Raw genomic sequence first — 26,055 nt, 5'->3', positions numbered from 1 at the left:
CGCGGAACCGCAGTTCCCCTGCTGCCGCTCAGACTAGCACGATGTCAGCGGTAGCGAACCTGTATTTATCCTTTGGTCGACGTAATATAGCGATCAACGTTCTGGCCCAGCACATCGAGAGGAACGTTGCCGCCGCCGACCACTGCATCGTTGAAATCGCGCAGGTCGTACTTGCCGCCCAGCGCCCCGCGCGCCTTGTTGCGCAGGGCTAGGATTTCGCTGTGCCCCATCTTGTAGCCGCAGGCTTGCCCTGGCCACGAGCAATAGCGATCGACTTCGGACGATACTTCGGCACGGCCCGAGCCGTTGGTCGTGGCGAACCAGTCAATCGCCTGTTCGCGGGTCCAGCGCTTGGCGTGAAGCCCGGTGTCGACCACCAGTCGGCAGGCGCGAAAGGCGATCGACTGCAGATAGCCGAGCTGGCCAACCGGATCACCGTCATAGACCCCCAGTTCGTCGCCCAGTGTCTCCGCGTAGAGCGCCCAGCCTTCGGAATAGGCATTGAAGGCCAATAGCGTGCGGATCAGGGGCAGGCGGTTGGCATATTCGCCCTGCCAGACGTGGCCGAAGATGCCTTCATGGAAGGCCAGGGTCGGGATCGAATAGCGGCTGTGCAGTTCGGTAGTCGAAAGGTTGAGCCAGATTTTTCCGGGCACTGTGCCGTCGATCGAACCGGCCCCGCCATAGGCACCCGGCGCGCCGCTTTCCTCGGCCGGAGGCAGGCGGCGGATTTCCAGGTTGCCGCGGACCGGATTGCGGAAGGCCCGGGGGGCCTGGGCGCGCATGTAATCGACCTTTGCTTGCATCAGCGCGATGATTTCGGCCCGGCCTTTGTCATCGTTGCTGAACTGGAAGCGCGGGTCCTTGCCCAGCGCGGTCATCCGTTCACCCACGGTGCCATTGGTATAGCCAAGGCCGCGCAGGATCGGATCCATCCGGCCGTGCAGTTCCTTCAGCGCTTCGAGCCCAAGGGCGTGGACCTCATCGGGGCTGCGGCGCGTGGTGGTGCTTGCGCGCAGGGCCCACGCGTACCATTCATCGCCCTTGGGCCGCGCCCACATCCCGGCTGAAACGCTGGCCTTGGCGCGCTGGGCCTTTAGCTCGGCCAGCTGCCTGGCCAGTGCCGCTGCAACCCGGCCGGTCGCCAGCGTCCGGGCGCGGACGGCCCATTCGCCCGGGATCTTCGCGGTGCGCCGCGCCAGCGATTCGACGAGGCCACCGCCGCCCTGCGCGTCCTTCAAGGACAGTTCCATCTGACGGATTGCCTTGTCGAGCAGGAACGATGGCGCAATCGCACCGATCCGTCCGGCGGCGCCCAGCCGTTCGAGTTCTCCATCGAGTTGGATCGGAAATTGTTCGAGCCGGGAAAGATAAGCCTCGGCATCGGCGGCGTCGTTTACCGGATGGTCGCTGTCGAGGAAGCGCGGGACATCGAGGTAGGCCCCGACGTTCTGGATCACCACGTAAGGTGTATTGCGCCAGCCGCCGACCGCAACATCGCCATAGGGGAGGGCAAATCCGTCAAGCGAGACCGAGAACGCGCTCTTTACCACGGCCAGGCTGGTTCGCGTGGCGGGATCGAGGGGGACAGGGGCAATCCTGTCAATCTGGGCGAGACCTTCGCGCAGCAGGGCGGCAACTTTGGCCTGCCCGGCGCTTGATCGGTCACTCAGGCGGCCGCGCAGCCCGGCATGCTCGCCCTTGTCGATCCCCAACGAGGTTGCGCTTTCGGGGCTGAGCGCGATCATCTGCCAGGCCAGCCGGTCAAGATAGGCCGCTGCATCGATTTCGGGCGGCGTGCTGAGCGCGCGCTGGCATCCGCCAAGCGCTGCAGTGGCGGTACCGGCCCCGAGCAGGGCAAGGGTCTGGCGGCGGGAAAAGCTGATCTGGTTCATGCGGGCCAACCTGCGGCTGTGCGGCCTCCCTGTCAATTTGCTGGTCTGCGAACAACTTGACGCTAAGCTGGCGCACAAGCGAATCTTCTTGGAGAATCAACGATGGATATGATGGACATGCTCAATGCCAGTGGCGGGATCGAAGCGATTGCCGGTCAGCTAGGCATTTCCCCCGAAATGGCCCGCGCCGGGGCCGGGGCGCTGCTTCCGGCTGTGGTCGGCGGCTTCCAGAAGCAGACCGAAGCAGCCGGTGGCGGCGAAGGCGGGCTGGGCAGCCTGATCGGCATGCTTGGCGGGCTGGGCGGCGCGGGGCTGGCCGACAACGTCCTTGGTCCGGAACAGACCGACGTTGCCAAGGGCAACGATATCCTGGGCCAGATCTTCGGTTCGAAGGATGTCAGCCGCACCGTGGCTGGCCATGCCGCGGGACAGACCGGGATCGATCCCGAATTGCTCAAGAAGATGCTGCCGATTCTGGCGATGCTGGTTGGCGGTTACCTCTCGTCGCGCGCTGGCGGTCAGGGTGAAGCGCAGGGCGGGGCGGGCGGAATGCTCGGTTCGATCCTCGGCGCGGTGCTCGGAGGCGGTCAGCAGGCGGCTCCGGCATCGGGCGGCGGGATGCTTGGCGGGCTCGGTTCCTTGATCGACATGAATCACGACGGCAATCCGCTCGACGACATCATCGGCATGGCAGGAAAGCTGGCACGCTGATGGGCGTCGATACGATCCTGTCGATCCTGTCGCTGGCCGTCATCGCCCTGCTGCTCGGCGCTTTCGCGCTGTGGCGGCGGGGCGGACGGACCAAGCAGGTCGTGCTGATGCTGGTGCTGGCGGCGGTGGTCGCCGGCAACATCGCATTGTGGATCGTGCCCGATGCCAGCGGCGTCGCCCCGGTCGAGCGCGCGCCGGGTTAAGCCGCAATCAGCGAATCGGGCAGTCCGGCGAGAGCCGCATGTCGAGGTAGTTGTCGACCGAGCGCATCAGGTCCGGCATCTCGTTCTCAAAGAAATGGTTCGCGCGCGGGATTTCTTCGTGATGGATCGTGATGTGTTTTTGCGTGCGCAGCTTGTCGACCAGCTTCTGCACCGAGTTCGGGGTTACCACCGTATCGGCCGCGCCCTGGATGATGATGCCCGATGACGGGCAGGGCGCGAGGAAGCTGAAATCGTACATGTTGGCCGGCGGCGCAATCGAGATGAACCCGCGAATTTCCGGGCGGCGCATCAAAAGCTGCATCCCGATCAGCGCGCCAAAACTGCTGCCAGCGATCCAGGTTGTGCTGGCTTCGGGGTGGATCGACTGAACCCAGTCAAGCGCCGCAGCGGCATCGGACAGTTCGCCGATCCCGTTGTCGAAGCTACCCTGGCTGCGGCCGACCCCGCGGAAGTTGAAGCGCAGCGTGGCGAAGCCGCGATTGGCGAAGGTTTTGTAGAGGTGCTGGGTGATCCGCTCGTTCATCGTGCCCCCGGCCTGCGGGTGCGGATGAAGGATCATCGCCACCGGCGCGCGGCTGCGGCTGGCCGGCTGGAAACGGCCTTCAAGGCGGCCTTCGGGTCCAGGAAAGATCACTGCGGGCATTGCAATTCGCCTGTTCTTGCTTGGCCCATGGCGCGGCGTCCTGAATTATCGGGATGCCGGACCGCTTTGGGCTAGGATCGGGAAGCAGGCGCTATATAGAAACGAAGGTCCGAAAAGCAACGATTGCGAACATGCCCGCCGATTTCATTTATCTAGACCATCAGGCAACCACCCCGCTCGCGCCCGAAGCGCGCGCGGCGATGCTGCCGTGGCTGGCTGGGCCTGAGACTATGGGTTTCGCTAATCCGCACTCGATGCACAGGGCGGGCCGGGGCGCTGCGGCCGCGGTCGAGGTAGCGCGCGAGCAGGTGGCGAGCCTCCTGCCAAAGGGCGGCCGGGTGATCTTCACCAGCGGCGCGACTGAGGCGCTCAACCAGGCAATCCGCGCGGTTGTGCGCGGGCCGATCGCCTGTTCCGCGATCGAGCATTCCGCTGTGGTCAACGCCGCTCTGGCGACCGGCGCGCCGGTTCAGGAGCTGCCGGTCAGCCCTGCCGGCCTGGTCGATCCCGAGGTAGATATTGCGACAGGCACCGGACTGGTCGCGGTGATGCAGGTCAACAACGAGATCGGCACGGTGCAGCCGGTTCAGCGTCTGGCTGAGCGGGCGCACGAGATTGGCGCGGTATTCCTGTGCGACGCGGTGCAGGGAGCGGGCAAGCTTGCTCCGCCTGAAGGCGCGGACTTGATCGCGATCACCGCACACAAGCTCTACGGTCCCAAGGGGATCGGCGCGCTGTGGGTGCGCGACGGGGTCAAGATCGCCGCGCTGATCGAAGGCGGCGGGCAGGAGGGCGGCTTGCGCTCGGGTACGCTCAGCCCCGCGCTGTGCGCCGGTTTCGGCGCGGCGGCGGCGCTGGCGAAAGAGCGGATCGACACCGATTTTCAGCACCTGTCCGGCCTGGCCGCGCTGGCCCGGTCAATCCTGGCGCGCTGGACGGTCAACGGCAGCGAGACCACGCGTTGGCCCGGCAACCTCAACCTGCGCCTCGAAGGGCTCAATTTCCCGCGGCTGCTCAGCGATTGCCGCACTATTGCCTTCTCTGCCGGCTCGGCCTGCGGTAGCGGCACCGGAGCGCCCAGCCGCGTCTTGAGCGCGATCGGACTGGAGGCCAAGGAAGCGCGGAACTCGATCCGCCTTGGTTTCGGGCGCTATACAACTGCCGAAGAAGTCGAATTGGCCTGCCGCGCGATCGAAGCGGCGGCAGCGGCGCAGGGGGTATGATGGTCAAGGTCGTTTTCATCAGCACAAACGGCGATCGGATCGCGGCCGAGGGCAAGCCCGGCGACCGGCTGCTCGCGGTCGGCCAGGCGGCAGGCATGCCACTGGAAGGAACTTGCGAAGGGCAGATGGCCTGTTCGACCTGCCACGTGGTGGTGGCCAAGGAATGGTTCGACCGGCTCCCCCGCGCCAGCGAGGACGAGGAAGACATGCTCGACCTCGCCGCCGGGGTTACTCGAACCAGCCGGCTGTCCTGCCAGATCGAGCTGAGCGAGGCGCTCGATGGGCTAGAGGTGCGGATTCCGGGGGAAAGCCGGGATATGCAGCGGCGGTAACCCTTGGCGATTGGAATCGCGCCCTGCTAGGGCGGCGCCACAATGACCACCGACACGACTACAGAACCCGATCCGTTTGACGCCATTGTCGACGCGCCGTTCGATTCCGCGCTGTCGGAGCGCTATCTGGTCTATGCCCTGTCGACGATCACCGCGCGCTCGCTGCCCGATCTGCGCGACGGGCTGAAGCCGGTTCACCGCCGCCTGCTGTGGGCGATGCGGCAGTTGAAGCTCAGCCCAGGGGATGCTTTCAAGAAGAGCGCCCGCGTGGTCGGCGACGTGATCGGCAAGTATCACCCGCACGGCGACCAGTCGGTCTATGACGCGATGGTCCGCCTCGCCCAGGATTTCAGCCTGCGCTATCCGCTGGTCGAGGGTCAGGGCAATTTCGGCAATATCGACGGTGATAACGCCGCCGCCTATCGCTATACTGAAGCCCGGCTGACCAAGACCGCGATCCAGCTGATGGCCGGGCTGGATGAAGGCACGGTCGATTTCATCCCGACCTATAATGGCGAAGAAGAAGAGCCCGAGATCTTCCCGGGCCTGTTTCCGAACCTGCTCGCCAATGGTTCCAGCGGGATTGCGGTGGGCATGGCCACCAACATCCCCAGCCACAACGTGGCCGAGATCATCGATGCGACCCTGCTGCTGATCGACAATCCCACCGTCGAACATGCCGAACTGATGCAGCACTTCCGCGGCCCGGACTTTCCGACCGGCGGCGTGGTGGTAGAAAGCGCGGCAACGATCCGCGCGGCCTATGAGACCGGGCGGGGCGCGATGCGACTGCGCGGGCGCTTTTCGACCGGACGCGAGGCCGATGGCAGCTGGGAAGCGAGCGGGATCGAACGGCTGGGCGGGGGCCAGTGGCAGCTGGTAATCAGCGAGATCCCCTACATGCTGCAGAAGGGCAAGCTGATCGAGCAGGTCGCCCAGCTGATCGCCGACAAGAAGCTGCCGATCCTGGAGGATATCCGCGACGAAAGCGACGAGCAGATCCGGATCGTGTTCGTGCCCAAAAGCCGCAACGTCGATCCCGAATTGCTCAAGGAATCGCTGTTCAAGCTGACCGACCTCGAAACCCGCTTCAACCTTAACCTCAACGTGCTCGATTCAAAGCGCACGCCGGGCGTGATGGGGCTGAAGCTGCTGCTGCAGGAATGGGTGATCGCCCAGATCGACATCCTGCTGCGCCGTGCCCAGCACCGGCTGGAAAAGATCGCCAACCGGCTCGAGCTGCTCGACGGTTACATCATCGCCTACCTCAATCTCGACCGGATCATCGAGATCATCCGCACCGAGGATGAGCCCAAGCCGGTCATGATGGCCGAGTTCGGGCTGACCGACCGCCAGGCCGAGGCAATCCTCAACATGCGGCTGCGCAGCTTGCGGCGGCTGGAGGAAATGGAGCTGCGGCGCGAGCGGGATGATCTGCTGGCCGAGCAGGACGAGCTGCAGAAATTGCTCGACAGTCCGGCCCGCCAGCGCACCCGGCTCAAGCGCGACCTGGCCAATCTGCGCAAGGATTACGGCGAGGATACCGCGCTCGGCCGCCGCCGCACGACGATTGCCGAAGCTGCCCCGACGGTCGAATTCAGCATGGATGCAATGATCGAAAAGGCGCCGGTCACGGTGATCCTCTCGGCCAAGGGCTGGATCCGCGGGGCATCGGGCCACGAGGCGCTCGACAAGGAATTCAAGTTCAAGGAAGGCGACGGGCCGGCCTGGGCGCTGCATGCGCAGACCACCGACAAGCTGCTGGTCGCCTGCGACAATGGCCGTTTCTACACCATCGGTGCCGACAAGCTGCCCTCGGCGCGCGGCTTTGGCGAGCCGATCCGGACCATGGTCGATATCGACGCCGGGGCGGAGATCGTCGCGCTGCTGGTCTATCGGCCCAAGGCGCAGCTGCTGCTGGCCAGCAATATCGGCCGCGGCTTTGCCGCCGAGGCGGATGAATTGCTGGCCGAAACCCGCAAGGGCCGGGGAGTGATGACCACCAAACCCGGGGTCAAGCTGGCCGTGGTGCGTGAAATCCCGCCCGAGCACGATCACGTCGCCGTGGTGGGGGACAACCACAAGCTGGTAATCTTCAATCTGGAAGAGCTGCCGGTGCTGGCCAAGGGCCAGGGGGTGACGCTGCAACGCTATCGCGATGGCGGCTTGTCCGATGCGGTGACGCTCAAGCTTGACGAAGGGCTGAGCTGGAAGATGGGCGGAGAAAGCGGGCGGACCCGGACCGAACCCGATGTCCAGCTGTTCAAGGTGGCCCGCGGTGCCGCCGGGCGGATCGCGCCGCGCGGCTTCCCGCAGAGCAACAAGTTCTAGAACGAACCTTGCGGCTCGGTCGGCTGCGGATTCTTCGGCTCAAGGATCAGGGTTCGGCCCTCGACCTTCCAGCTTGCCAGCCGGCTCAGCAGGTTCATGCCGATCACATTGGTATCGCCCTTGCCGGGGGCGATTACCGCATCAAGATCGCGGGCCAGCACATTGCCAAAGCGCAGTTCGGCGATCGATGCAGTGCGCGCGGCAACTTCGCCATTGGCGGTTTTGAGCACAATCGCGCGGTCAAGCGTACCGGGTTCGATCCCGGCGGCGCTGGCAGTACTGGGCGAGATCGCGGTCAGCGTTGCCCCGGTATCGACCAGAAAGCGGCGCTCCTGCCCGTTGATCCGGGCAGTCACCCAGAAATGCCCGTCGGGCGATAGCGGAATGCGGGTCGCCTGCCCCGAAACTTCCTGCTTCTGCATGCCGGCCCAGATCAGCGCGGCATCGCTGCTGCCGCTCATCCGCGCGGCCTGCGCCACGGTGAGCAGGAGGGCTGCGACCAGCCCGAGCGTGCCCGCCCCGCGCAGCAGACGCCCCAGCCACGGGACCGCGTTCAGGATCATGCCGCCCAGCACCGAAACGAGGATTGCCGTGATGGCGAGCAGCAGCAGCGGCTGCTGGAGCAGGAAGGCGAACAGATCGGTCATCGGATCGCCATCCTGCTAGCCGTAGCCAGTTTGCTCAAGCCCGAAGCGATAAAGCGTCAATCGGACAGGTCGAAGGTTGCGATGCCATTGATGCAATAGGACGATGGCCGGGCATTGATCGGTTTGGCATAGATTTCCGCCAGCACCGCCGCAACCGGGCGTTCGGCATCGGCGGGGCAGGGCGATGGCGCGGGGAACGCGAACTGCGCGCTGCCGGGATTGCAGACCGCATGGTGCCGCGCCGCGACATGGCCCAGCCGGGTCCGGCGGGCGACAAGCTCCGGGCTGTAGATCGCCTCGGCCGCGACGTGGGCGGCGGAAAGGAACTCGAAGTAGATCACGCGGCGCAGCGTGCCTTGCCGCATTGGCGGAGAGGCATGGGCCAGCATCATGTCGTGGATCAGCATGTCGCCGGCCTGCATCGGCATTTCGATATGCGGTTCCTCGGCCAGTTCGCAAATGCCGCGCGGATCGCGGTGGCTTCCGGGAATGATCTGCAACGCGCCATCGCCGGCGGTCGAGGCATCGAGATAGATCCCTGCGGTGAAGCAGGTGCCGCTGCGGCGATGGACCATGTCCTTGTGCCACAGCACCGGCAATTGATCGCCGCCATGCTTGATCACCGCAAATTCCTGGATCAGGAAAAAGTCTTCGCCGCATAGCGCCCGGGCCAGTTCGAACAGCGGCGGATAGCCCAGCAGTTCGAGCGCGGCGAGATTGCCGCGCTGGCACAGCAGATCGACATTGCTGACCACTGGCCCGTCGCGGCCGGCGACGACAACCTTGTCCGGGGCCTCGTCGGGCACCAACAATTCGTCGAACAGCGCCCGCAGCCGCGCCAGCAGCGGCGGCGGGACGAACCCGGGGAAATGGGCAAAGCCTTGCTCGTCAAAGGACTGACGCTGCGCGGCTGACAATGCGTGGACGATCACCGTGTCAGGCCTGTTCGGCTAGGGCAGCGGTGAGCAGACGCGCTACTGCTTCGGCACCGGGGAAGCCCGCCGCAATCCAGCGGTCCTCCACGGTCCGCAGAACCCTTGCGACTTCCGGCCCTGCCTTCACGCCGCGCGCTACGATCTCCCCGCCCTTGAGCGGGAAAATCGGGATGTCCCAGTCCCGCAATGGCGCGGTGCTTGCGCCGGTGAGCAGCAGCCGGTCCAGCGCCGGCTCATGCCCAAGTCGATAGGCGAGGGCGCGCGGATCGGCGGGCGCTGCGTTGCGCCCAGCCGCCAGCGCCAGCCGCTTCTTCTGCGCGCCGGAGAGGCGAAAGCGGCTGGCCACCGCTTCGGCCAGTGCGGCATCGGGCGGGAGCAATGCGGCGAGCCGGCGCAGGGCTTCGGGCGCAGCGCCTTGGCGGCGCTCCTCACCGATCAGCGCGGTCAGGGCGGCGACATCGGCTTCGGGCAAGATCACCGCCAGCACGCCCAGCTCGGCCATCCGGGCGATCGTCGCGGCAGGGTCGGGCAAGCCGAGCAGGTTCATCATTTCCATGCCGACCCGTTCGCGTGACAAGCCTTTCAGCGTGGCCGCCAGCTCTGAAACGGCACTTTCCGCTTCTGCGTCTGCCGGTTGACTGCCAAACCTCGCCTGAAACCGGAAGTAGCGCAGGATCCGCAGGTGATCCTCGCGGATCCGCTGGCGGGCATCGCCGATGAAGCGGACGCGCCGTGCCGCCAAGTCGTCGAGGCCGCCGAAATAGTCGCTGACCGCGCCCGAATCCGGGTCGGCATAGAGCGCGTTGATGGTAAAATCGCGCCGGGCGGCGTCTTCTTGCCAGTCGCTGGCAAAAGCTACGGTGGCACGGCGGCCATCGGTGCTGACGTCGTGGCGCAGGGTGGTGATCTCGACCGGACCCTGCTTCAGCACGGCAGTGACCGTGCCGTGGTCGATCCCGGTCGGTATTACGGTAATCGCGTGCGCCTTCAGCCGCCGCATAACCTCTTTGGGTTCAAGCGGAATGGCAAGGTCGATGTCCTTGACCGGTAGCCCCAGCAATGTGTCGCGCACCGCCCCGCCGACATAGCGCACCTGCCCCGGGCCGAGCGCGGCGATCAGCGCGGCGAGATCATTGCGCTCGCGCCATGGGGCGGGGGGGAGCATCACTGCCACTTCAATACCCGCTCAGCCTGAGCCTGTCGAAGGCCCCGCGTTTGAAGCTGCCGTCGCCTGCTGGCTTCGACAGGCTCAGCCTGAGCGGGGTTGGGGTTGGACCAGCAAGGAAAACCCATCACCACGCGATCCGCTTCGCCAGGTTGGCGATGATCCCCGCGGTTACCCCCCAGATCCGGTGTTGCTCCCATAGGATCTCAATATAGCTTCTTGTCCGGCCCTGCCAAATCCCCGAATGGTGAGTGTGGTTGGCCGCGTCGAACACGAAGTCGACCGGGGCTTCGAACCACTGCGCCACTTCGGTCGGGCTGGGATTAAGCTCAAGGTCCGGCGGGACCACCGCAATCACCGGAGTGATCGCATAGCCCGATCCGGTGCGATAGGTATCGCTCGGGCCGATCACGGTTACATCGCGCTCGTGGATGCCCAGTTCCTCCCAGGCTTCGCGCAGTGCCGCCTCGACCGGGGTCTCACCCGGATCGATCTTGCCTCCGGGAAAGGCGACTTGGCCGGGGTGCGAGCGCATGTTGGAAGGGCGATGGATCAGCAGGAACCCCGGTCGCTCGCGCTCGGTCATCGCCGCCAGCACGGCAGCGGGGCGCAGTTCGCGATCGGCAAAGCCCTGCTCGTCATGATGGTCGATCGCTTGGGCGTGGCCCTCGGCGTGAAGCCGCGACAGGCGTTTGACCAGGCTCATCGCGGAACCAGCGAGAACGTGGCACCCTGGCTGCGGATAGTCAGGTCTTCGCCCGCCAGCTCCACCAGTTGCAGCCAGGTCGATCGGTTGATTCGCGCCTCGGTGCCGTTGCGGACCGCCAGATAGAGCGCCGGCGTATCGGCATCGCCGCGGGCACGCAGCGGATGATCGAGCCCGGCCACCACCACTTCGTCGGTATTGAGCCGAAAGGCGAGGGCGTCGCCGGTGCGCGACACGTCAGTGGCGATGAAGGCGGCGTCCTCTACCGCGATCGCCTGCTTCTCCTGTGGCGTGACCAGCCAGTGCTGACCTTCACTGTCGCGGCCCAGCAGTCCGGCGAAGGCGCGGATCATCGCCGGACGCCGGATTTCCCCGCCGTCATGAAACCAGCGCCCGTCGGCCTTGATCGTCATCAGACTGTCGCCGCTGACCGCGGGCTCCCATTGCTCGACCGGCGGCAACTTGCGCGCGGCATTGAGCTGGGCAATCTCCTCCAGCGAGAGCGCGGCAAGTTCGGGTGGCGGTTCGTATGGCACAGGTGCGCGATGCCAGATGGGCGGGCCGGGAACAACATGTGTTCACCCAAAGAACCAAAGAGGTTTGCTTTGCGCCGCAGGCCCTGTGGGATCAGTCAGCGCATATGGGATGAACGGCTTCGCCGCAAAGCGCGACAGCTTGGGTTCTTCGGGTGAGCCCTTTTACCCCACCCAGGGCCCCAGCGAACCGACCTTGGGCAAGACCGCCGGATTGTCGCAACGGGCCAGAAGCCGGCGCGGTTCCCATGGGCCGGGAAGCGTCCAGCCGGCAGTAGGGTCGGCGGAGAAGCCCCAGAAGCGGCCATAGTATTCGGGATCGCCGATCATCACTTGCGGCAAGGGGCTGCGTGGATCGAGCGCGCCGATTGCTGCGGTCATCAACGCCTTGCCATAGCCGGCACCCTGTTCCTCGGGCAGCACCGCCACCGGGCCGATCAGGATCATGGGATGGCGCCGGCCCTGCGGATCGGTCAGGGCCACCGGCCAGCACTGGATGGTTCCGACCAGGTGTTCTTCGGCGTCGATTGCCGCAAACGACAGGCCGGGCAGCCAGTCCACCCCGTCGCGGAGCTTGTAGGCGGTGCGCTGCTTTCGCTCCGGCTCAAACGCGCGGTCGAGCAGCGCTTCAATCAGCGCGGGGTCGACATTGTTGAGCGGGATAAGCGTTGCATCGGACATTGGCCGCGCGCGTTAGGGGCAGCGCGGTGCAATGTCGATGCTATTTGCGTGAAAGCCGCAGCAACCGGCCGCCCTGCTTGTCTTCCAGAACAAGCAAAGAGCCATCCCTGTCCTCTGCAATCGCGCGGATCCGCTTTGCCATGGGATAGCGGGTTTCTTCAGTGGCCTTTTCGCCGCTGATCTTCACGCGCACCACTGCAGTTGGGTTCATCGCTCCGATCAGCAGTTGACCTTTCCATTCAGGCCACATCTTGCCCGAATAGAAGATCATCCCTCCTGGCGCGATCACCGGGTTCCAGTAGAGCGCGGGGGCTGTAAATTCGGGCCGGGTATCGTGATGCGGGATGAATTCGCCGCTGTAGTGACGCCCTTCGGAAACCAGCGGCCAGCCGTAATTGGCCCCCGGCTTGACCAGATTGAGTTCGTCGCCGCCGGCCGGGCCATGTTCGAGGTCCCACAACCGACCATCGGGTGCGAAAGCCAAGCCCAAGATGTTGCGATGGCCCATACTTACCTGTTGCGGTGCGCCCCCCGGGCCGCCCGACGAAACCAGCGGCAGGCGGATCACCTTGCCCAGATCGCTCTTGGGGTCTTGCGCCGGTTGCATCTTCTGCCGCTCGCCCGAGGCGATGTAGAGGTGCTTGCGGTCCGGGCTAATTGCCAGGCGGTGCGAGTAGTGTCCCTTTCCGGTCACCTTGGGGTTCTGCCGCCAAATAACCGCGAAGTGCTCAAGCTTGGGCGCGGAACCCTCCAGTACCAATATGCCTGTACCGACCGCTGCGCCGCGGGTATCATTCTCACCGGCTTCGGCCCAGCTGAGGTAAATCCTCCCAGACTTGGCAAAGTCCGGTGCCGCGATCACATCGCCGAGCCCGCCCTGGCCGCCGAAATCAACCGTGAAAGGCAGGGCGACTTCGGCAACCATGCCGTCGGCGCTGCGCAGCTTGAGCTTTCCGGCCTTCTCCGTAACCAGCAGCCGGCCTTCCGGCAGGACGGCCATGGCCCAGGGAGCCTCAAACGTGCCGAGTTCCTGAATAGCGAACTGGCCCTCGATCTTGGTGATTTGGCGCGGGCTATCCCCAGCGGCAGGGCCTCCGCAGCTTGCAGCGATCAGGACGAGGGGCGAAAGAGCAATTAGGAGTTTGGTGCGCATGCTGTCGAATATCGACGACAAACCGGCCATTGCCAAGTGCCCCGATGGTCAGGTGATCATTGGCGTCGACGAAGCGGGGCGTGGGCCGCTCGCCGGCCCAGTGGTTGCGGCGGCCTGCGTGCTGGGCCTTGATGCGCCAGCGGGGCTCGACGATTCCAAGAAGCTTTCAGCCAAGCGCCGTGCCACGCTGGAACCGCTGGTTCAACAAAGCTGCGCTTGGGCGCTGGGGGTGGTGGAGGCGGACGAGATCGACCGGATCAACATCTTTGCCGCGACCATGCTGGCGATGACGCGAGCGGTAAGCGCGCTGGTGGAGGGCCTGTGCAGCGAACCGCACATGGTGCTGATCGACGGCAACAAGACTCCGGTCGGCCGCCATCCCAACTGGCGCTGGAGGGCCACCGCGATAGTTGGTGGCGACGCCCTGGAGCCTTGCATTTCTGCCGCTTCAATCCTGGCGAAAGAGCACCGCGACCGGCTGATGCGCGAACATGCCCGGGTGCACCCGCATTACGGGTGGGAGCGGAACATGGGATATGGCACGGCCGAGCACCTGGCCGCGCTGCGCCGGCACGGGCCGAGCCCGCTTCACCGGCGAAGCTTCGCTCCGGTTTCGCAATTGCAGCTGATTTGAGCGATCTGGCTGTTGCGGGCCGGATTTATTCGTGCCGAGTCCCACCGGTCACACCCACCACATCTTGAGTCCATCGGGAATCTGAGGACTCCATATGCTGTGCCGGTCTCGTTTCGTTCCGCCTTCTTCAATGTTTCCTTAACCATGAATCCCTAGGATTCCAGCGAGTTTCCGCTTGACGCGGACTCCGCAAGGACTCACCCTGTGGATAACTTTGAGAGGTTAGACGCGACGAAAATGGGTCAGATGCTGGTTGAAGAGAAGGCGCGGCTGCGCGCTGCGAAGGAGGTTGCACGGCCCGATTTGCCTTTGGGGCAGATCCTCGATGGCGATTGCGTGGAGGCGATGCGGAGGCTGCCGACCGACAGCGTCGACATGATTTTCGCCGATCCGCCTTACAATCTGCAGCTCGGTGGTGACCTCTCACGCCCCGATGGCAGCCATGTCGATGCGGTAACCGATCACTGGGACCAGTTCGACAGCTTCGCCGCCTATGACAAGTTCAGCCGCGAGTGGCTGACCGAAGCGCGCCGGGTGCTCAAGCCGAACGGCTCGATCTGGGTGATCGGATCGTACCACAACATCTTCCGGCTCGGCGCGCTGATGCAGGACATGGGCTTCTGGATCCTCAACGACGTAGTCTGGCGCAAGGCCAACCCGATGCCCAACTTCAAGGGCACCCGCTTCACCAACGCGCACGAAACGCTGATCTGGTGCTCGATGGGGGAGAAGGCCAAGTACACCTTCAACTACCGCCTGATGAAGACGCTGAACGACGAATTGCAGATGCGCTCGGACTGGGTGCTGCCGATCTGCGGTGGCCAGGAACGGCTCAAGAAGGGCGGCACCAAGGTCCACCCGACGCAGAAGCCCGAGGCGCTGCTTTACCGCGTGATGCTCGCGACCACCAACAAGGGTGACGTGGTGCTCGACCCGTTCTTCGGCACCGGCACCACCGGCGCGGTCGCCAAGCGCTTGGGCCGCGAATGGATCGGGTGTGAGCGGGAAAGCGTCTACCGCGAGGCTGCGCTGGAACGGATCGAACTGGCCCTGCCGCTCGACGAATCCGCGCTGACTACCATGCAAAGCCACAAGGCCCCGCCCAAGGTGGCCTTCGGGACCCTGATCGAAACCGGCTGGATTGCCGCCGGAGCCGTCATTTCCGACAAGAAGCGCCGCTTCAAGGCTACCGTGCGCGCAGATGGTTCGGTGATATGCGGGGCAGACAATGGCTCGATCCACGGCCTTGGCGCCAAGGTCCAGGGCGCGCCCAGCTGCAATGGCTGGACCTTTTGGCACATCGAGCACGAGGGTGAGCTGAAGCCGCTCGATGCGGTGCGGCAGCTGTATCTGCTGGCGACCGAGGATTAAGCAACGCTTCCCAACAAACCTCGTCAATCTGAACTCGTTCCAGGGTCTATCTGGCCGCCGAAGTGCCAAAGCTAACCGAACATTCAAGGTGTGAACCGATCTCCGGTTGGGCGGTGAAATGGATGCTGAAACAAGTTCAGCATGACGGATTTTGGGGCTAAGTCGGCTTATGAGTTCAAATTGCTATCTCCACCCCATCGCCCTCGCTGGATCTCCGCAGTCCGAGGAAGGTGAGGCGATCCGGCTGGCGGGCGGGCTGGTCTATGCCAGCCGGTTCGCGCTGATCGAGCGCAGCGGCGGCAAAGTCACCGCGCGCCGCCGTTTCTCGGTGCCGGAACTGCGCGCTGCGCTGTCCGACTTGCCCGATGGGGTGCGCGAACAGTGGGACAATCTTCAGCGCGTGCATCCGCCGCTGCAACTGGGCGCGCGAACCGTGCGGCTCGATCAGCCGCAGGCGATGGGCATCCTCAATGTCACGCCGGACAGCTTCTCCGATGGCGGGCAGTTCATGGATGATCCCGAAGTCGCCCATGCCCATGCCGCCGCCATGGTCGAGGGTGGGGCCGCGATCATCGATGTCGGCGGAGAAAGCACCCGGCCCGGCGCTGCGGCGGTCTGGGAAGGCGATGAACTAAAGCGCGTGATCCCGGCGATCGAGCGGCTGGCGGCGATGGGCGCGGCGATCAGCGTCGACACGCGCCGGCCTGCCATAATGGAGGCCGCGCTGGCGGCGGGTGCGCATCTGATCAACGATGTATCCGCGCTGCGCCACGATCCGCGCAGCCTCGATTTCGCCGCCCGCAGCGGCGCGCCGGTGGTGCTGATGCACGCCCCGGGCGAAGGCGAGGACCTTCACGCCGATGGCAAATATGACGCTGTCGTGCTCGACGTGTTCGACTGGCTGGCGGCGCGGCGCGATGCGGCCATGGCGGCAGGCATCCCGCGGGAGAAGATCGTGCTCGATCCCGGCATCGGTTTCGGCAAGTCGATCGCCGACAATCTGGCACTGCTCAACGCCCTGCCGCTGTTCCATGCGCTCGGCCAGCCGCTGCTGCTGGGGGTCAGCCGCAAGCGGATGATCGGCGCGCTCAGCAACGAGGCTCCGGCGCACCAGCGGCTCGGCGGCTCGGTCGCGCTGGCGATGAAGGGGCTCGAGGCCGGGATCCAGCTGCTGCGGGTCCACGACGTCGCCGAAACGGTCCAGGCCCGCAATGTCTGGCTAGGTCTGCGCGACGCCGCGCTTACCGATTTCAGCCAGTTGGTGGACTAGGCGCTGCCGCCACAGCCTGACCGCGCATCAGCCGCCAGGCAGCAAAGGCGAGGATTGCGGTACCAAGCAGCAGAGCGCCCCACAGCGCCATGCTGCGTGGATCGAACGGCGTTTCCGGCACCGCCGGAGCCAACTGGATCAGCGGTGCATCGCCGGCGATCGCCACTTCGGCGTCGCGCCGCCAGGCCCGAAGCAGCTCGCTGGTGGTGCCAAGGTCGGCCGGATCGAAGTAGGCTGGCTTGGCATCGGGATGGCCAACCGCGAGGTTGAACGGACCTTCGCCGTTGAACGCAGCGAACAGCGTGATCGGGGTAACCGCAAGGCTGACTTTCGGTTCCTTCGAGAAGCCGGCGCTGCGCTTGTCGGCGACGATCCGGTATTCGCGCGTCGTGCTCCCTGAGAGTTCCAGATTGAGCGGGCCTTCGCCCTGACGCAGCGTGCCGCGCGCCAGCAGGCCCCAGGGCTCGCTGCGGTCATTGCGGCCGAACAGCTCGACCGGGACCATTCCGTCGGGCCCGGCCAGTTCCAGCTCGACCGCTTCAATCGGCACCGCAAGCTGCGGAGCAAAGCGCAGTTCGTGGTCATTGCTGAGCTTGCCGCCGCTGGTTTCCAGCTCGACCCGGGCGGGCTGACGCTCGACCGCTTCAAACACCTTTGCACCGGTAACCGCGACATCGGGCGTGGCATCCCAGCTGACCCGAACATAGCGATCCCTGAGGTTTGCACCGGGCAGGGCAATGCGCCCGGTGCCGAGTACTTCGGGATCGTTTCCGGGGCGCAGCAGGACCTTTTCGGCCAGCGGTTCCCAGCTCTTGAGGTCGGCGCTGCTTTCAAGAGTGAAGGTGACCGGAACCTGTCTGGGCAGATTGGCGGCAAGCTCCATGCCGGCCACCGGCAGCGCCAGGGTGCGGGTGTCGAACAGTACCGAGACCCGCGCCTTGTCGGCATCGGCAGCGTCGGTTGCGGTAACTGCAACGGTGGCATCGCCGGCCTTGACCTCGACCGCAATCGGAACAGCGGCGCCATCGCCGTGGTTCGCAGCGATCGGGATTGCCGGCAGGTCGCTGCTCTTGAGCAGGCTTGACTGGCCCGAGCGGTCATAGCCGAGCGCGATCGACAGGGTCCGGCCCTTGGCATCGTAGATCCGCACGTCACCCAGGTCCGCGCGCTTGATCTCGGCAATCGCCGCGGCGGGCAGGACCACCCGGCCGAGCTTGCCTTCATCGGCCGGCGCGACCGCCAGGACCACGCCGAACTGGTCAGCCTTTTTCGGTTCGGGCCGCTCTTCGGTGCCGCAGGCGGCCAGACTTGCGGCAGCAAGGGCAAGGGTGGCCAGGCGGGCGTAACGGGCAATCATCAAGTCTTCTCCTCGCCGCGTTGCGACATCGAACCAGCTTCGCCCTTGCGTGGCGGTAACGGCACGAAATAGCCGATCAGCAGCATCAGTACACCCACCCCGATGAACGCGACGATACGGGCGATACCTTCGGCCTGTGACATGTCGACGAACAGCAGCTTGGCCACCACAACGCCGAGCAGCGTTGCCCCGGCCAGCCACGGCAGCCGCATCGCCTGGCGCTGGGCGAACAGCATCAGTCCCATTGCGATCAGGGTCCAGAGTATGGAAAAACCGGTCAATACGGTCGGGCTGGAGAGGGTTGAATAGTCCCACGGCACGCCCATGAAGTGGTGCGCGGTCCTCACCCAGATGCCGTTGATTGCGACAAAGCCGAGCAGCGCCAGCGCGCCGAGCCCGCCGTTTCCAGCGATCCATGCGGCAAGGCGCGGCTGCGGATCGGCAGTTTGGAGCAGTTGCCGGCGATAGGCCAGCGCGGCGATAGCCAGGCCGACCGCAAGATCGATCGGGTTGAGCAGCGGCACATAGGGCAGGGGGGCCGCATCGCCGGCTGCAAACCACCCGGCCGCGAGTGCCCCAAGGTAGGTCAAGGCAGCCAGCACCGTGGCTCCGCGCCACCAATAGGCCCGGGCATGGGGATGCAGCGGCCAGCCGTGCGGTTCGGTCCCACCGCTGGCGGCGCGGCCGGCCCAGCGGGTCAGCACGAACAGAACGGCGGTGGCGCTGATCAGGAACACCACTCCGGCCCAGGACGTGTCCCACAGGCTCGCGGCATCGACCAGCTGGAACAGGGCATCGGCCAGCATTCCGGTCAGCACCAGCACGCCCAGTGTATGCATCCCAGCGTCCCAGGCGCTGCGGCCGGGGAGTTTGGCCCTGTCGCGCAGTTGGAGCATCCTATAATGGATCCCGAAAGCGGCGACCCAGGCGATCAGATCGGGCAGGTCAGTTACATTGCGGCCCATGATCAGCATGCCCGGGAAGGCCAACGCGATCAGGATCATGCCGGCCCGGCCTGGCCAGGTCGCAACCGGCCAGTCGCGCTTGCGCCCGGTCCAGTTGGCCAGCGCCATCAGCAGGAGCACGGCGAGCAAGCCGACCAGCGTGGCCTGCCAGTCCGAGAATACCGGTTGCGGCCAGTCTTCGCTGGTTGGGGCGGGCAGGGCACGGTTGACTTCCTGCAATGCCGCCAGCGCAGCAAAGGCGAACCCGGCGAGGAACCAAGGTTTGCCGAGGCTTTGCTCAACCGGTTCCCAGTTCTCGGCCCAGCTTGATCCGCTGTGCGGCCAGGTCTGACGCAGCAGCCAGGCGGTGAACAGCAGCGGCGCGGCGATCAGCAGCGGGCCGAACACGCCGTTGTTGAAGATCGGCACGGCCGAGACATTGGCTTCCAGTGTTGCCAGGGTCAGGGCCGCACCGAATGCCTGCAGCAGCAGTCCAAAGGGCCGCGGCATCCACCGTGCCTGCCGTGTTCCGACCCAGAACGCGCCCGCGCCTTCCAGCGCCCAAGACGCGCCGACCCATTTGACGTCGAGCGCCAATGGGATCGCGAGGGTGACGAAGCCGACCCCGATCGCCAGCATGCATTCGCTGAGCAGGCCCATGCCTTGCTTGCGGCGCTGCATCGCCCACCAGGCGACGGCGAGGTAGACCGCGCCAAACACCAGCGCCGACCATGCGGCGGCATAAGGCCGGTCATGGACCAGCCCGGACTGCAGCCCGAAACCGGCCAGCGCGGTCCCGAACAGCAGCGTCGAATCCGCAACATTGCCGAGCTTACCCGGAGTATTGTGGGCATAGAGCAGCGCGGTGGCGAGATAGATCGCCACCGACAGCGCCAGGAACACTTCGCAGATCAGGAAATGGCGATCCTGGTAAGCGCCAAAGCCCCACAGCGTGGCGAGGCCGAAGGTTGCGAAGAAGCCGAGCAGGTTGAGCAGCCGCCAACTCTTCTTCCAGGCGATCCCCATCACCGCCAGGTTGAGAATGGTGATATAGCTGAACAGTCCGAGCGGGGTCTCCGCCTCGCCGCCGAGCATGACCGGCACGGCATAGCCGCCGAGGAAGCTGGCCAGCGCCATCACCCGCGAATCCTGCATCACCGCCAGGAAAGCCCCCAACGCCGCGATCAGGACCATGAAGCCAAAGGCAGCCAGGGGCGGCATCACCTCGTAAATTCGCGCTGCGGCGAAGACCGTCAGGTACATCACCGCGACGCCGCCCCCTTGCAGGTGCAGCGCGAAGTCGGGACGCTCGATCCGTTTGACGAAGCCGATGCCGAGCAGCGCCGCGCCGATCAGGCCGACTGTGGCCAGCCGCGCTTCCAGCGGGAACAGCCCGGCATTGGCGACCAGCCGGGCCAGGAACACCAGGCCCACGAACAGCACCACCAGCCCGACCCGGACGATGGTGTTGCCGCCGGTGAACCATTCGACCGTGTGATGGATCGCCTTTTCTGCAAGCGAGGGCTCGGCCGGTTCCTGTCGCACCACTTCCTGCCAGGCCGGGGCCTGCTCGGTCCAGGCCTGAACCATCGCGGGCTCGGGTACGGGCGCTGCGATCGGCGGAGCAACCGGTTCCGTTTCGGGCACTTGTGGGCGCGGCGGCTCGGCCGGCAGGACATTCGGCACGTGCGGTTCCTGCAAGCCATCAAGCTGCCGGCGCACTTCGCGCGCTACCTGAGCGGTGAATTCGTTCTGGAGCCACTTGCCCATCGCCGCGCCGAGCATGCCGCCCAGGATCGCTCCGATAGAGCCGTTGCCCCAGTCGGACACGGCCCAGCCGATCAGTGCCCCGGCGACGATCGCCCACAGGATCATAGCCCCTCCGTCCCGCTGTCCAATACCAGGGGCCAGCTTGGCAGAATTGGCGGCAATTGAAAGCGCTAGGGCCGATTTATCCCGGACTTGCCGCCGATCCGGCGAGCAGTCCGCCATCGATGTTCAGCTCGGCCCCGGTGATGTAGCCCGCTTCATCGGAAGCCAGCAGCACGGCCAGTGCGGCAACTTCGGAGATCCCTCCGAACCGCTTGAGCGGGGTATCGGCGACAAACGCCGCCATCCGCTCGGCGCGGTCTGGTCCGTCACCCAGCAGCGGTTCCCACATCTCGGTCAGGATCGCCGCCGGGTGAATCGAATTGCAGCGGATCGCCCAGCCGTTCTGCGCGCACCACAGCGCGACCGACTTGGTATGGTTGCGCACCGCCGCCTTGGAACTGGCATAGGCAGCAGCGCCGGGGATCCCGACAAGACCAGAGCGCGACGAGACATTGATGATCGAACCCGTCACCCGGTCCTTCATCGCCGCAATCGCATAACGGCAGCCAAGGAAGGTCCCGTCGAGGTTGGTGGCATGGACCGCGCGCCAGTCGGCCAGGCTGGCATGTTCCGGATCGTGCGGACCGGGCGAACTTTCGAAGCCCGTGATCCCGGCATTGTTGACCACCACGTCGGCCACCGGGACGGCGCGAGCCAGCGCGGCCCAGTCCGCCTCTTCGCGCACGTCGAGCGGCAGAAAGCGGCAGCCGATTTCGGCAGCGGCCGCCGCGCCGCCGGACTGGTCGATATCGGTGAGGATGACTTCGCCGCCTTCGGCATGGAAGGCATGGGCAATGCCGCGGCCGATGCCGCGCGCGGCGCCGGTTACGACGCAGACTTTTCCCGCAAGTCGGGGCATGGGAATTCCTTTCGGATGCAATTGGTCAGCGCAGACCGTTCAGGCTGCGAGGGTGATGAAATCCGCCGGGGCGGTGTCACTGGACCAAGTGCGGAAACTCCCTGCTGGTTATCGCAGGATAGCAAAATCAGGCCGCGTCGCCAATCCCCAACTCGGTGAGCTTGCGGTAAAGGGTCGAGCGGCCGATACCGAGGCGGCGGGCGACTTCGGTCATCCGCCCGCGGTAATGCCCGATCGCCAGCCGGATCACGTCGGCTTCGATATCTTCGAGCGGGCGCAGATTGCCATCGGGGGTGTAGAGCATCACCCCGACGCCTTCGTGCACCGGGGCCTGCTGTGCTCCATCGCTGCCGAGCAGGTCGGACAGCTGCGGGAAATCGTCGGCGGTCAGAGCATCGCCGTCGCAGAACACGGCGGCGCGGAACAATACGGCCTGAAGCTGGCGGACGTTGCCGGGCCAGTCATAGGCCGCAAGCAGCGACAGCGCTCCGTCGGTGATCCCCAGCGCGCGAAGCCCCGGCTGTTCGCCGATCCGGGCCAGGAAATGGCGGGCGAGGGCCGGGATATCGCCGGCACGCTCACGCAATGCCGGCAGGTGAACCGTCGTGGGTGAGAGGGCGGCGAGAAGTTCGTTCAGGAAGTGGCCGCCTTCGGCCATTTCCTTCAGCGGCAGATTGCTGGCCGCGATCAGGCGGACATCGACCCGAAACGAATGGCGCGCGCCGATCGGGCGGACATCGCCGCGCTGGATCGATTCGAGCAGGCGCTGCTGCACCGCCAGCGGCAAGCGGTCGACCTCGTCGAGGGCGAGAGTGCCGCCATCGGCATGCTGGATCGCGCCGATGTGGCGATCGAAGGCGCCGGGGAAGGCGCCCTTTTCATGGCCGAACAGCGCCGATTCAACCGAATTGGCGGGAACTGCGCCGACATTGAGCAAGCGGAACGGTAGCTTGGCGCGCGGGCTCGCGGCCTGCATCGCCCGGATTACCATTTCCTTGCCGGTCCCGCTTTCGCCTTCGATCAGCACCGGGCCGTGGCCGCGCGCGGCCTTGGCCGCAACCGCCAGGGCCGAGCGGAACGAGGGTGCTGCCCCGATCATCGCGTCGAAATCGGGGGTGGCCGGCATTTTCTCGGTCAGCGGCTGCAGCTCGTCGCGCGGAGCTTCGCGGGTGGTCGCCATCCGCAGTGCCTGCATCAGCCGGTCGGGCGCGACCGGCTTGACCAGATAGTCGGTCGCTCCGGCGCGCATCGCCTCGACCGCCAGCAGCGGTGAGGCGCTCGTGGTAAGCATCAGGATCGGCAAGGCCGGGCGACGGCTGCGCAATTCGGCGATCAGGGTGCAGGCCTCGTCGCCGGGAACCCACTGGTCGAGGATGATCGCGTTGAGCTGCATCCCCTGGCGGGTGCCGAGCGTGGCAATCGCGGTCTCGCTGTCATTGACGACCAGGGTCCGCCAGCCTTCACGCGCGGCAAGTGCGGCGATCAGCCGGCTTTGTGCCGGCTCATCGTCGATCAGCATCAACAGGCGCTGCTCGATCTCCGCCATGGTCCTTGTCACTTGCCCCCAACTCTTGTCACAGGACCGCATAGTCAATTTGGGTAAAGAGCCGATTAAGGCTGCCGATTGCACCGAATTGGCTGTCTGCCCACTTGAGCGGGGTCAATTTGCCCGATAGAGACCCACATCGTTATCAACACACTGCATTCCAGAGGTTCCAGAATGGCCAGCGGCAACGACATGAAGATGCATGAATCGACCTACTCCGGCTTCACGGGTCTGGTGAAGTGGGGCGCAATCGTGACCGTGCTGGTCACCGCCTTCGTCATTTACATGATCGCCAGCTGAGCGCGCCGCAGCGGATGCGGATCGCGGTCCTGAAGGAAACCGCGAGCGGGGAAACCCGTGTCGCGGCCAGCCCGGAAACGGTGAAGAGATTCATCGCGTTGGGGGCAAGCGTGGCGGTTCAGGCGGGGGCAGGGCTTTCCGCTGCGATTTCTGATGAAGAATACGCTGCCGCCGGGGCCGAAGTGGTGGGGGACGCCGCCAAGGGCGCGGACATCGTGCTGGGCGTGCAGGGCCCCGATCCCAAGGCGCTGAAGGGTGCCAACGCGGGCGCCTGGATCGTCGCCGGGCTCGATCCCTTCGGGCAGCGGGCACGGGTTGACGAATATGCCAAGGCCGGGTTCGAGGCGCTGGCGATGGAATTCATGCCGCGGATCACCCGCGCGCAGAGCATGGACATCCTGTCCAGCCAGTCCAACCTCGCTGGCTACAAGGCGGTGATCGAGGCGGCCAACGCCTATGGCCGCGCCTTTCCGATGATGATGACCGCAGCCGGCACGGTCAGTGCCGCCAAGGCCTTCGTGATGGGGGTGGGCGTCGCCGGGCTCCAGGCGATCGCCACCGCGCGGCGGCTCGGTGCGCAGGTTTCTGCCACCGATGTGCGCTCGGCCACCAAGGAGCAGATCCAGTCGCTCGGTGCCAAGCCGATCTTCGTTGAGAGCGTCAAAGGGATCGAAGGCGAAGGCGCGGGCGGCTATGCCACGGAAATGAGCGCGGAATACCAGAAGGCCCAGGCCGAACTGGTGAGCAGCCACATCGCCAAGCAGGACATCGTCATCACCACCGCGCTGATCCCGGGCCGCGCTGCCCCGCGCCTGATTTCAGACGCGCAGATTGCCAGCATGAAACCGGGCAGCGTGATCTTCGATCTGGCCGTGGCGCAGGGCGGAAATGTCGAAGGCAGCAAGCCGGACGAGACGGTTGTCAAGCACGGCGTCAAGATCATCGGCTTTTCCAACACACCGGCGCATCTGGCCGCAGACGCCTCGGCGCTGTTCGCCCGCAACCTCTACAATTTCCTCTCCGCCTTCTGGGACAAGGACGCAGGCCGCCCGGTCCTGGACGAGGAAATCGGCGATGCGATCCGGCTGACCAAGGATGGCAAGGTCGTGAATGAAAGGCTGCTCGGGTGAGACACAAACAGATCATTGACTTGCTGCGTCAGCATCGTTGGAAAGTCGCTTTTTTGTTAGTGATTTTCGCTGGTTATGCTGTCGGTAAGGATCGAGCGATGCGCGACAACGCTCAGGATGTCCGTACTGAGTACTCAAAGGCTCAATAGATGGATTTCATCTCGATCCTCTCGATCTTCGTGATGGCCTGCTTTGTGGGCTATTACGTCGTGTGGAGCGTCACCCCGGCTCTGCATACGCCGTTGATGGCGGTGACCAATGCGATCTCCTCGGTGATTATCGTCGGCGCGCTGATCGCTGCGGCGGCGGCGGGTAGCGCGGGCTCGAAGTGGCTCGGGCTGCTGGCGGTGGTGCTGGCCAGCGTCAACATCTTTGGCGGCTTCGCGGTGACTGCGCGGATGCTGGCGATGTACAAGAAGAAAGATCGGCCCGCGCCGAAGAGCGAGGGGCAGGTCTGATGGAACACATCGCCGTCCCCGCATGGGTCATGCTCGCTTACCTGGTTTCGGGGGTATGCTTCATCTTCGCCTTGCGCGGGCTGTCTTCGCCGTCGACCTCGCAGGGCGGCAACCGGATGGGCATGCTCGGCATGGCGATCGCCGTCGGGACGACCCTGCTGCTGCGCGCGCCGGTGCCCGAAGGTGGGTTCCTGCCGCAGCCGACGCCGGATGACCTGATCATCCTGCTCCAGATCATGGCCGCGATCGGCCTTGGCGCGGTGATCGGGCTGGTGACCGCGCGTCGCATCAAGATGACAGACATGCCGCAGCTCGTCGCGGCGTTCCACAGCCTTGTCGGCCTGGCGGCGGTGCTGGTCGGCTGGGCCGCCTACCTTAATCCCGAGGCTTTCGGAATTCTCGGCGCGAACGGCCAGATCAACCCGGTATCACGACTTGAGGCAGGCCTTGGTATTGCCATTGGCGCGATCACGTTCAGTGGCTCGGTAATCGCCTTCCTCAAGCTCGCGGGGAAGATGAGCGGCGCGCCGATCATGCTGCCAATGCGCCATGTGATCAACCTCGGCACGCTGATCGCAATAATCGGCCTGACCGGCTATTTCATGACCGACCAGAGCCTGTGGGTGATCGCCACGATCACCGCGCTGGCCTTCCTGATCGGGTTCCTGCTGATCATCCCGATCGGCGGGGCAGACATGCCGGTCGTCGTCTCGATGCTCAACTCGTACTCGGGCTGGGCCGCGGCGGCGATGGGCTTTACGCTGCACAACACCGCCATGATCATCACCGGGGCGCTGGTCGGCTCGTCGGGCGCGATCCTCTCCTACATCATGTGCAAGGCGATGAACCGCAGCTTCATCTCGGTGATCGCGGGCGGCTTCGGGGCAGAGGCCGGGGCGCAGGGCGAGGCGAAGGAGCAGCGCCCGTGGAAGCGCGGCAGCGCCGAGGACGCGGCCTACATGCTGGGCGAGGCGGAGAAGGTGATCATCATCCCCGGCTACGGCATGGCGGTGTCTCAGGCCCAGCACGCGCTGCGCGAAATGGCCGACCTGCTCAAGGCCAAGGGCGTGGAAGTGAAGTATGCGATCCACCCGGTTGCGGGGCGCATGCCCGGGCACATGAACGTGCTGCTGGC

Annotated in this window: 25 protein-coding genes; 12 read left to right on the top strand and 13 right to left on the bottom strand. The window is 65.3% G+C overall.

What is annotated here, in order from left to right; all coding sequences use genetic code 11:
- Nucleotides 1-65: 65 nt before the first annotated feature.
- A complete protein-coding gene (locus B2V17_RS08700; RefSeq protein WP_292996947.1) occupies nt 66-1,895 on the bottom strand; it encodes a DUF885 domain-containing protein in 1,830 nt (609 codons plus the stop codon).
- A gap of 102 nt (nt 1,896-1,997) precedes the next feature.
- Here B2V17_RS08700 and B2V17_RS08695 point away from each other — a divergent pair, with 102 nt between their 5' ends.
- Nucleotides 1,998-2,606, top strand: a complete 609-nt coding sequence (locus B2V17_RS08695; RefSeq protein ID WP_292996946.1) for a DUF937 domain-containing protein — start codon at nt 1,998-2,000, stop codon at nt 2,604-2,606.
- A complete protein-coding gene (locus tag B2V17_RS08690; protein WP_292996945.1) occupies nt 2,606-2,809 on the top strand; it encodes a hypothetical protein in 204 nt (67 codons plus the stop codon). Before B2V17_RS08695 ends, B2V17_RS08690 begins: the two co-directional genes overlap by 1 nt.
- A gap of 7 nt (nt 2,810-2,816) precedes the next feature.
- On the opposite strand, the gene B2V17_RS08685 is transcribed toward B2V17_RS08690, so the two are convergent.
- A complete protein-coding gene (locus B2V17_RS08685; protein WP_292996944.1) occupies nt 2,817-3,473 on the bottom strand; it encodes an alpha/beta hydrolase in 657 nt (218 codons plus the stop codon).
- 131 nt (nt 3,474-3,604) lie between these two features.
- Here B2V17_RS08685 and B2V17_RS08680 point away from each other — a divergent pair, with 131 nt between their 5' ends.
- The 3 genes from B2V17_RS08680 to parC are packed head-to-tail and all read left to right on the top strand — an operon-like array spanning nt 3,605 to nt 7,359.
- Nucleotides 3,605-4,696 carry a cysteine desulfurase family protein gene (locus B2V17_RS08680; protein ID WP_292996943.1) on the top strand — a complete coding sequence of 364 codons (1,092 nt, stop codon included), beginning with the start codon at nt 3,605-3,607 and terminating at the stop codon, nt 4,694-4,696.
- Nucleotides 4,696-5,028 (top strand): 2Fe-2S iron-sulfur cluster-binding protein, encoded by a 333-nt coding sequence (locus tag B2V17_RS08675; RefSeq protein ID WP_292996942.1) that lies wholly within the window; start codon nt 4,696-4,698, stop codon nt 5,026-5,028. The genes B2V17_RS08680 and B2V17_RS08675 overlap by 1 nt, the downstream gene beginning before the upstream one ends.
- Before the next feature lie 42 nt (nt 5,029-5,070).
- Entirely contained in the window at nt 5,071-7,359 is a 2,289-nt protein-coding gene (gene parC, locus B2V17_RS08670; protein WP_292996941.1) for a DNA topoisomerase IV subunit A, read from the top strand.
- On the opposite strand, the gene B2V17_RS08665 is transcribed toward parC, so the two are convergent.
- The 7 genes from B2V17_RS08665 to B2V17_RS08635 all read right to left on the bottom strand — a co-directional run bounded on the left by B2V17_RS08665 (nt 7,356) and on the right by B2V17_RS08635 (nt 13,179).
- Nucleotides 7,356-8,006 (bottom strand): retropepsin-like aspartic protease family protein, encoded by a 651-nt coding sequence (locus B2V17_RS08665; protein WP_292996940.1) that lies wholly within the window; start codon nt 8,004-8,006, stop codon nt 7,356-7,358. The genes parC and B2V17_RS08665 overlap by 4 nt on opposite strands.
- Before the next feature lie 56 nt (nt 8,007-8,062).
- Nucleotides 8,063-8,938 carry a phytanoyl-CoA dioxygenase family protein gene (locus B2V17_RS08660; protein ID WP_292996939.1) on the bottom strand — a complete coding sequence of 292 codons (876 nt, stop codon included), beginning with the start codon at nt 8,936-8,938 and terminating at the stop codon, nt 8,063-8,065.
- Between the two features lie 4 nt (nt 8,939-8,942).
- A complete protein-coding gene (locus B2V17_RS08655; RefSeq protein WP_292997001.1) occupies nt 8,943-10,106 on the bottom strand; it encodes a CCA tRNA nucleotidyltransferase in 1,164 nt (387 codons plus the stop codon).
- 127 nt (nt 10,107-10,233) lie between these two features.
- Nucleotides 10,234-10,812, bottom strand: coding sequence for a CoA pyrophosphatase (locus B2V17_RS08650; RefSeq protein ID WP_292996938.1), 579 nt, complete (start codon nt 10,810-10,812; stop codon nt 10,234-10,236).
- Complete coding sequence (locus B2V17_RS08645) at nt 10,809-11,348, bottom strand: DUF1285 domain-containing protein (protein ID WP_292996937.1); 540 nt, start codon at nt 11,346-11,348, stop codon at nt 10,809-10,811. Before B2V17_RS08645 ends, B2V17_RS08650 begins: the two co-directional genes overlap by 4 nt.
- 162 nt (nt 11,349-11,510) lie before the next feature.
- Complete coding sequence (locus B2V17_RS08640; RefSeq protein ID WP_292996936.1) at nt 11,511-12,026, bottom strand: GNAT family N-acetyltransferase; 516 nt, start codon at nt 12,024-12,026, stop codon at nt 11,511-11,513.
- Nucleotides 12,027-12,066: 40 nt separating this feature from the next.
- Nucleotides 12,067-13,179, bottom strand: a complete 1,113-nt coding sequence (locus tag B2V17_RS08635; protein ID WP_292996935.1) for a PQQ-dependent sugar dehydrogenase — start codon at nt 13,177-13,179, stop codon at nt 12,067-12,069.
- Between B2V17_RS08635 and B2V17_RS08630 the strand changes: the two genes are divergently transcribed.
- The 3 genes from B2V17_RS08630 to folP all read left to right on the top strand — a co-directional run bounded on the left by B2V17_RS08630 (nt 13,178) and on the right by folP (nt 16,454).
- Nucleotides 13,178-13,813 carry a ribonuclease HII gene (locus B2V17_RS08630; protein ID WP_292996934.1) on the top strand — a complete coding sequence of 212 codons (636 nt, stop codon included), beginning with the start codon at nt 13,178-13,180 and terminating at the stop codon, nt 13,811-13,813. The two genes, B2V17_RS08635 and B2V17_RS08630, sit on opposite strands and share 2 nt — an antisense overlap.
- Before the next feature lie 237 nt (nt 13,814-14,050).
- Nucleotides 14,051-15,184 (top strand): site-specific DNA-methyltransferase, encoded by a 1,134-nt coding sequence (locus tag B2V17_RS08625; RefSeq protein WP_292996933.1) that lies wholly within the window; start codon nt 14,051-14,053, stop codon nt 15,182-15,184.
- Between the two features lie 169 nt (nt 15,185-15,353).
- Nucleotides 15,354-16,454, top strand: coding sequence for a dihydropteroate synthase (folP, locus tag B2V17_RS08620; RefSeq protein WP_292996932.1), 1,101 nt, complete (start codon nt 15,354-15,356; stop codon nt 16,452-16,454).
- On the opposite strand, the gene B2V17_RS08615 is transcribed toward folP, so the two are convergent.
- The 4 genes from B2V17_RS08615 to B2V17_RS08600 form a co-directional block, all read right to left on the bottom strand.
- A complete protein-coding gene (locus B2V17_RS08615) occupies nt 16,435-17,811 on the bottom strand; it encodes a DUF3999 family protein (protein WP_292996931.1) in 1,377 nt (458 codons plus the stop codon). The genes folP and B2V17_RS08615 overlap by 20 nt on opposite strands.
- Nucleotides 17,811-20,630 (bottom strand): DUF2339 domain-containing protein, encoded by a 2,820-nt coding sequence (locus B2V17_RS08610; protein WP_292996930.1) that lies wholly within the window; start codon nt 20,628-20,630, stop codon nt 17,811-17,813. The genes B2V17_RS08615 and B2V17_RS08610 overlap by 1 nt, the downstream gene beginning before the upstream one ends.
- A 76-nt stretch (nt 20,631-20,706) precedes the next feature.
- The gene (locus tag B2V17_RS08605) at nt 20,707-21,486 is read right to left on the bottom strand and encodes an SDR family NAD(P)-dependent oxidoreductase (protein WP_292996929.1); all 780 of its coding nucleotides are present in this window, start codon (nt 21,484-21,486) and stop codon (nt 20,707-20,709) included.
- Nucleotides 21,487-21,613: 127 nt separating this feature from the next.
- Entirely contained in the window at nt 21,614-23,032 is a 1,419-nt protein-coding gene (locus tag B2V17_RS08600) for a sigma-54-dependent transcriptional regulator (protein ID WP_292997000.1), read from the bottom strand.
- 117 nt (nt 23,033-23,149) lie between these two features.
- Between B2V17_RS08600 and B2V17_RS08595 the strand changes: the two genes are divergently transcribed.
- The 4 genes from B2V17_RS08595 to B2V17_RS08580 form a co-directional block, all read left to right on the top strand.
- The gene (locus tag B2V17_RS08595; protein WP_324475596.1) at nt 23,150-23,332 is read left to right on the top strand and encodes an aa3-type cytochrome c oxidase subunit IV; all 183 of its coding nucleotides are present in this window, start codon (nt 23,150-23,152) and stop codon (nt 23,330-23,332) included.
- A 14-nt stretch (nt 23,333-23,346) separates the two neighbouring features.
- On the top strand, nt 23,347-24,462 hold the full coding sequence (locus B2V17_RS08590; RefSeq protein WP_292996928.1) for an NAD(P) transhydrogenase subunit alpha: 1,116 nt from the start codon (nt 23,347-23,349) through the stop codon (nt 24,460-24,462).
- 149 nt (nt 24,463-24,611) lie between these two features.
- Nucleotides 24,612-24,920 carry an NAD(P) transhydrogenase subunit alpha gene (locus B2V17_RS08585; RefSeq protein WP_292996927.1) on the top strand — a complete coding sequence of 103 codons (309 nt, stop codon included), beginning with the start codon at nt 24,612-24,614 and terminating at the stop codon, nt 24,918-24,920.
- Nucleotides 24,920-26,055, top strand: a 1,136-nt coding sequence (locus tag B2V17_RS08580) for an NAD(P)(+) transhydrogenase (Re/Si-specific) subunit beta (RefSeq protein ID WP_292996926.1), incomplete at its 3' end; no start/stop codon positions are given. The genes B2V17_RS08585 and B2V17_RS08580, both read left to right, overlap by 1 nt.

Origin of the sequence: Novosphingobium sp. UBA6272, assembly GCF_002440635.1 — a bacterium.
GTDB lineage: Bacteria > Pseudomonadota > Alphaproteobacteria > Sphingomonadales > Sphingomonadaceae > Novosphingobium.
Note: the sequence above shows the minus strand (reverse complement) of the source record. Positions and strands in the feature narration are given on the sequence as shown.

Coding starts and splice junctions, on each gene's coding strand:
- B2V17_RS08655 (WP_292997001.1), bottom strand. CDS start 10,106: ATGCTCCCCCCCGCCCCATGGCGCGAGCGCAATGATCTCGCCGCGCTG.
- B2V17_RS08585 (WP_292996927.1), top strand. CDS start 24,612: ATGGATTTCATCTCGATCCTCTCGATCTTCGTGATGGCCTGCTTTGTG.
- B2V17_RS08685 (WP_292996944.1), bottom strand. CDS start 3,473: ATGCCCGCAGTGATCTTTCCTGGACCCGAAGGCCGCCTTGAAGGCCGT.
- B2V17_RS08680 (WP_292996943.1), top strand. CDS start 3,605: ATGCCCGCCGATTTCATTTATCTAGACCATCAGGCAACCACCCCGCTC.
- B2V17_RS08650 (WP_292996938.1), bottom strand. CDS start 10,812: ATGAGCCTGGTCAAACGCCTGTCGCGGCTTCACGCCGAGGGCCACGCC.
- B2V17_RS08605 (WP_292996929.1), bottom strand. CDS start 21,486: ATGCCCCGACTTGCGGGAAAAGTCTGCGTCGTAACCGGCGCCGCGCGC.
- B2V17_RS08640 (WP_292996936.1), bottom strand. CDS start 12,026: ATGTCCGATGCAACGCTTATCCCGCTCAACAATGTCGACCCCGCGCTG.
- B2V17_RS08600 (WP_292997000.1), bottom strand. CDS start 23,032: ATGGCGGAGATCGAGCAGCGCCTGTTGATGCTGATCGACGATGAGCCG.
- parC (WP_292996941.1), top strand. CDS start 5,071: ATGACCACCGACACGACTACAGAACCCGATCCGTTTGACGCCATTGTC.
- B2V17_RS08695 (WP_292996946.1), top strand. CDS start 1,998: ATGGATATGATGGACATGCTCAATGCCAGTGGCGGGATCGAAGCGATT.
- B2V17_RS08675 (WP_292996942.1), top strand. CDS start 4,696: ATGGTCAAGGTCGTTTTCATCAGCACAAACGGCGATCGGATCGCGGCC.
- B2V17_RS08690 (WP_292996945.1), top strand. CDS start 2,606: ATGGGCGTCGATACGATCCTGTCGATCCTGTCGCTGGCCGTCATCGCC.
- B2V17_RS08615 (WP_292996931.1), bottom strand. CDS start 17,811: ATGATTGCCCGTTACGCCCGCCTGGCCACCCTTGCCCTTGCTGCCGCA.
- B2V17_RS08625 (WP_292996933.1), top strand. CDS start 14,051: ATGGGTCAGATGCTGGTTGAAGAGAAGGCGCGGCTGCGCGCTGCGAAG.
- B2V17_RS08590 (WP_292996928.1), top strand. CDS start 23,347: ATGCGGATCGCGGTCCTGAAGGAAACCGCGAGCGGGGAAACCCGTGTC.
- folP (WP_292996932.1), top strand. CDS start 15,354: ATGAGTTCAAATTGCTATCTCCACCCCATCGCCCTCGCTGGATCTCCG.
- B2V17_RS08610 (WP_292996930.1), bottom strand. CDS start 20,630: ATGATCCTGTGGGCGATCGTCGCCGGGGCACTGATCGGCTGGGCCGTG.
- B2V17_RS08635 (WP_292996935.1), bottom strand. CDS start 13,179: ATGCGCACCAAACTCCTAATTGCTCTTTCGCCCCTCGTCCTGATCGCT.
- B2V17_RS08630 (WP_292996934.1), top strand. CDS start 13,178: ATGCTGTCGAATATCGACGACAAACCGGCCATTGCCAAGTGCCCCGAT.
- B2V17_RS08700 (WP_292996947.1), bottom strand. CDS start 1,895: ATGAACCAGATCAGCTTTTCCCGCCGCCAGACCCTTGCCCTGCTCGGG.
- B2V17_RS08665 (WP_292996940.1), bottom strand. CDS start 8,006: ATGACCGATCTGTTCGCCTTCCTGCTCCAGCAGCCGCTGCTGCTGCTC.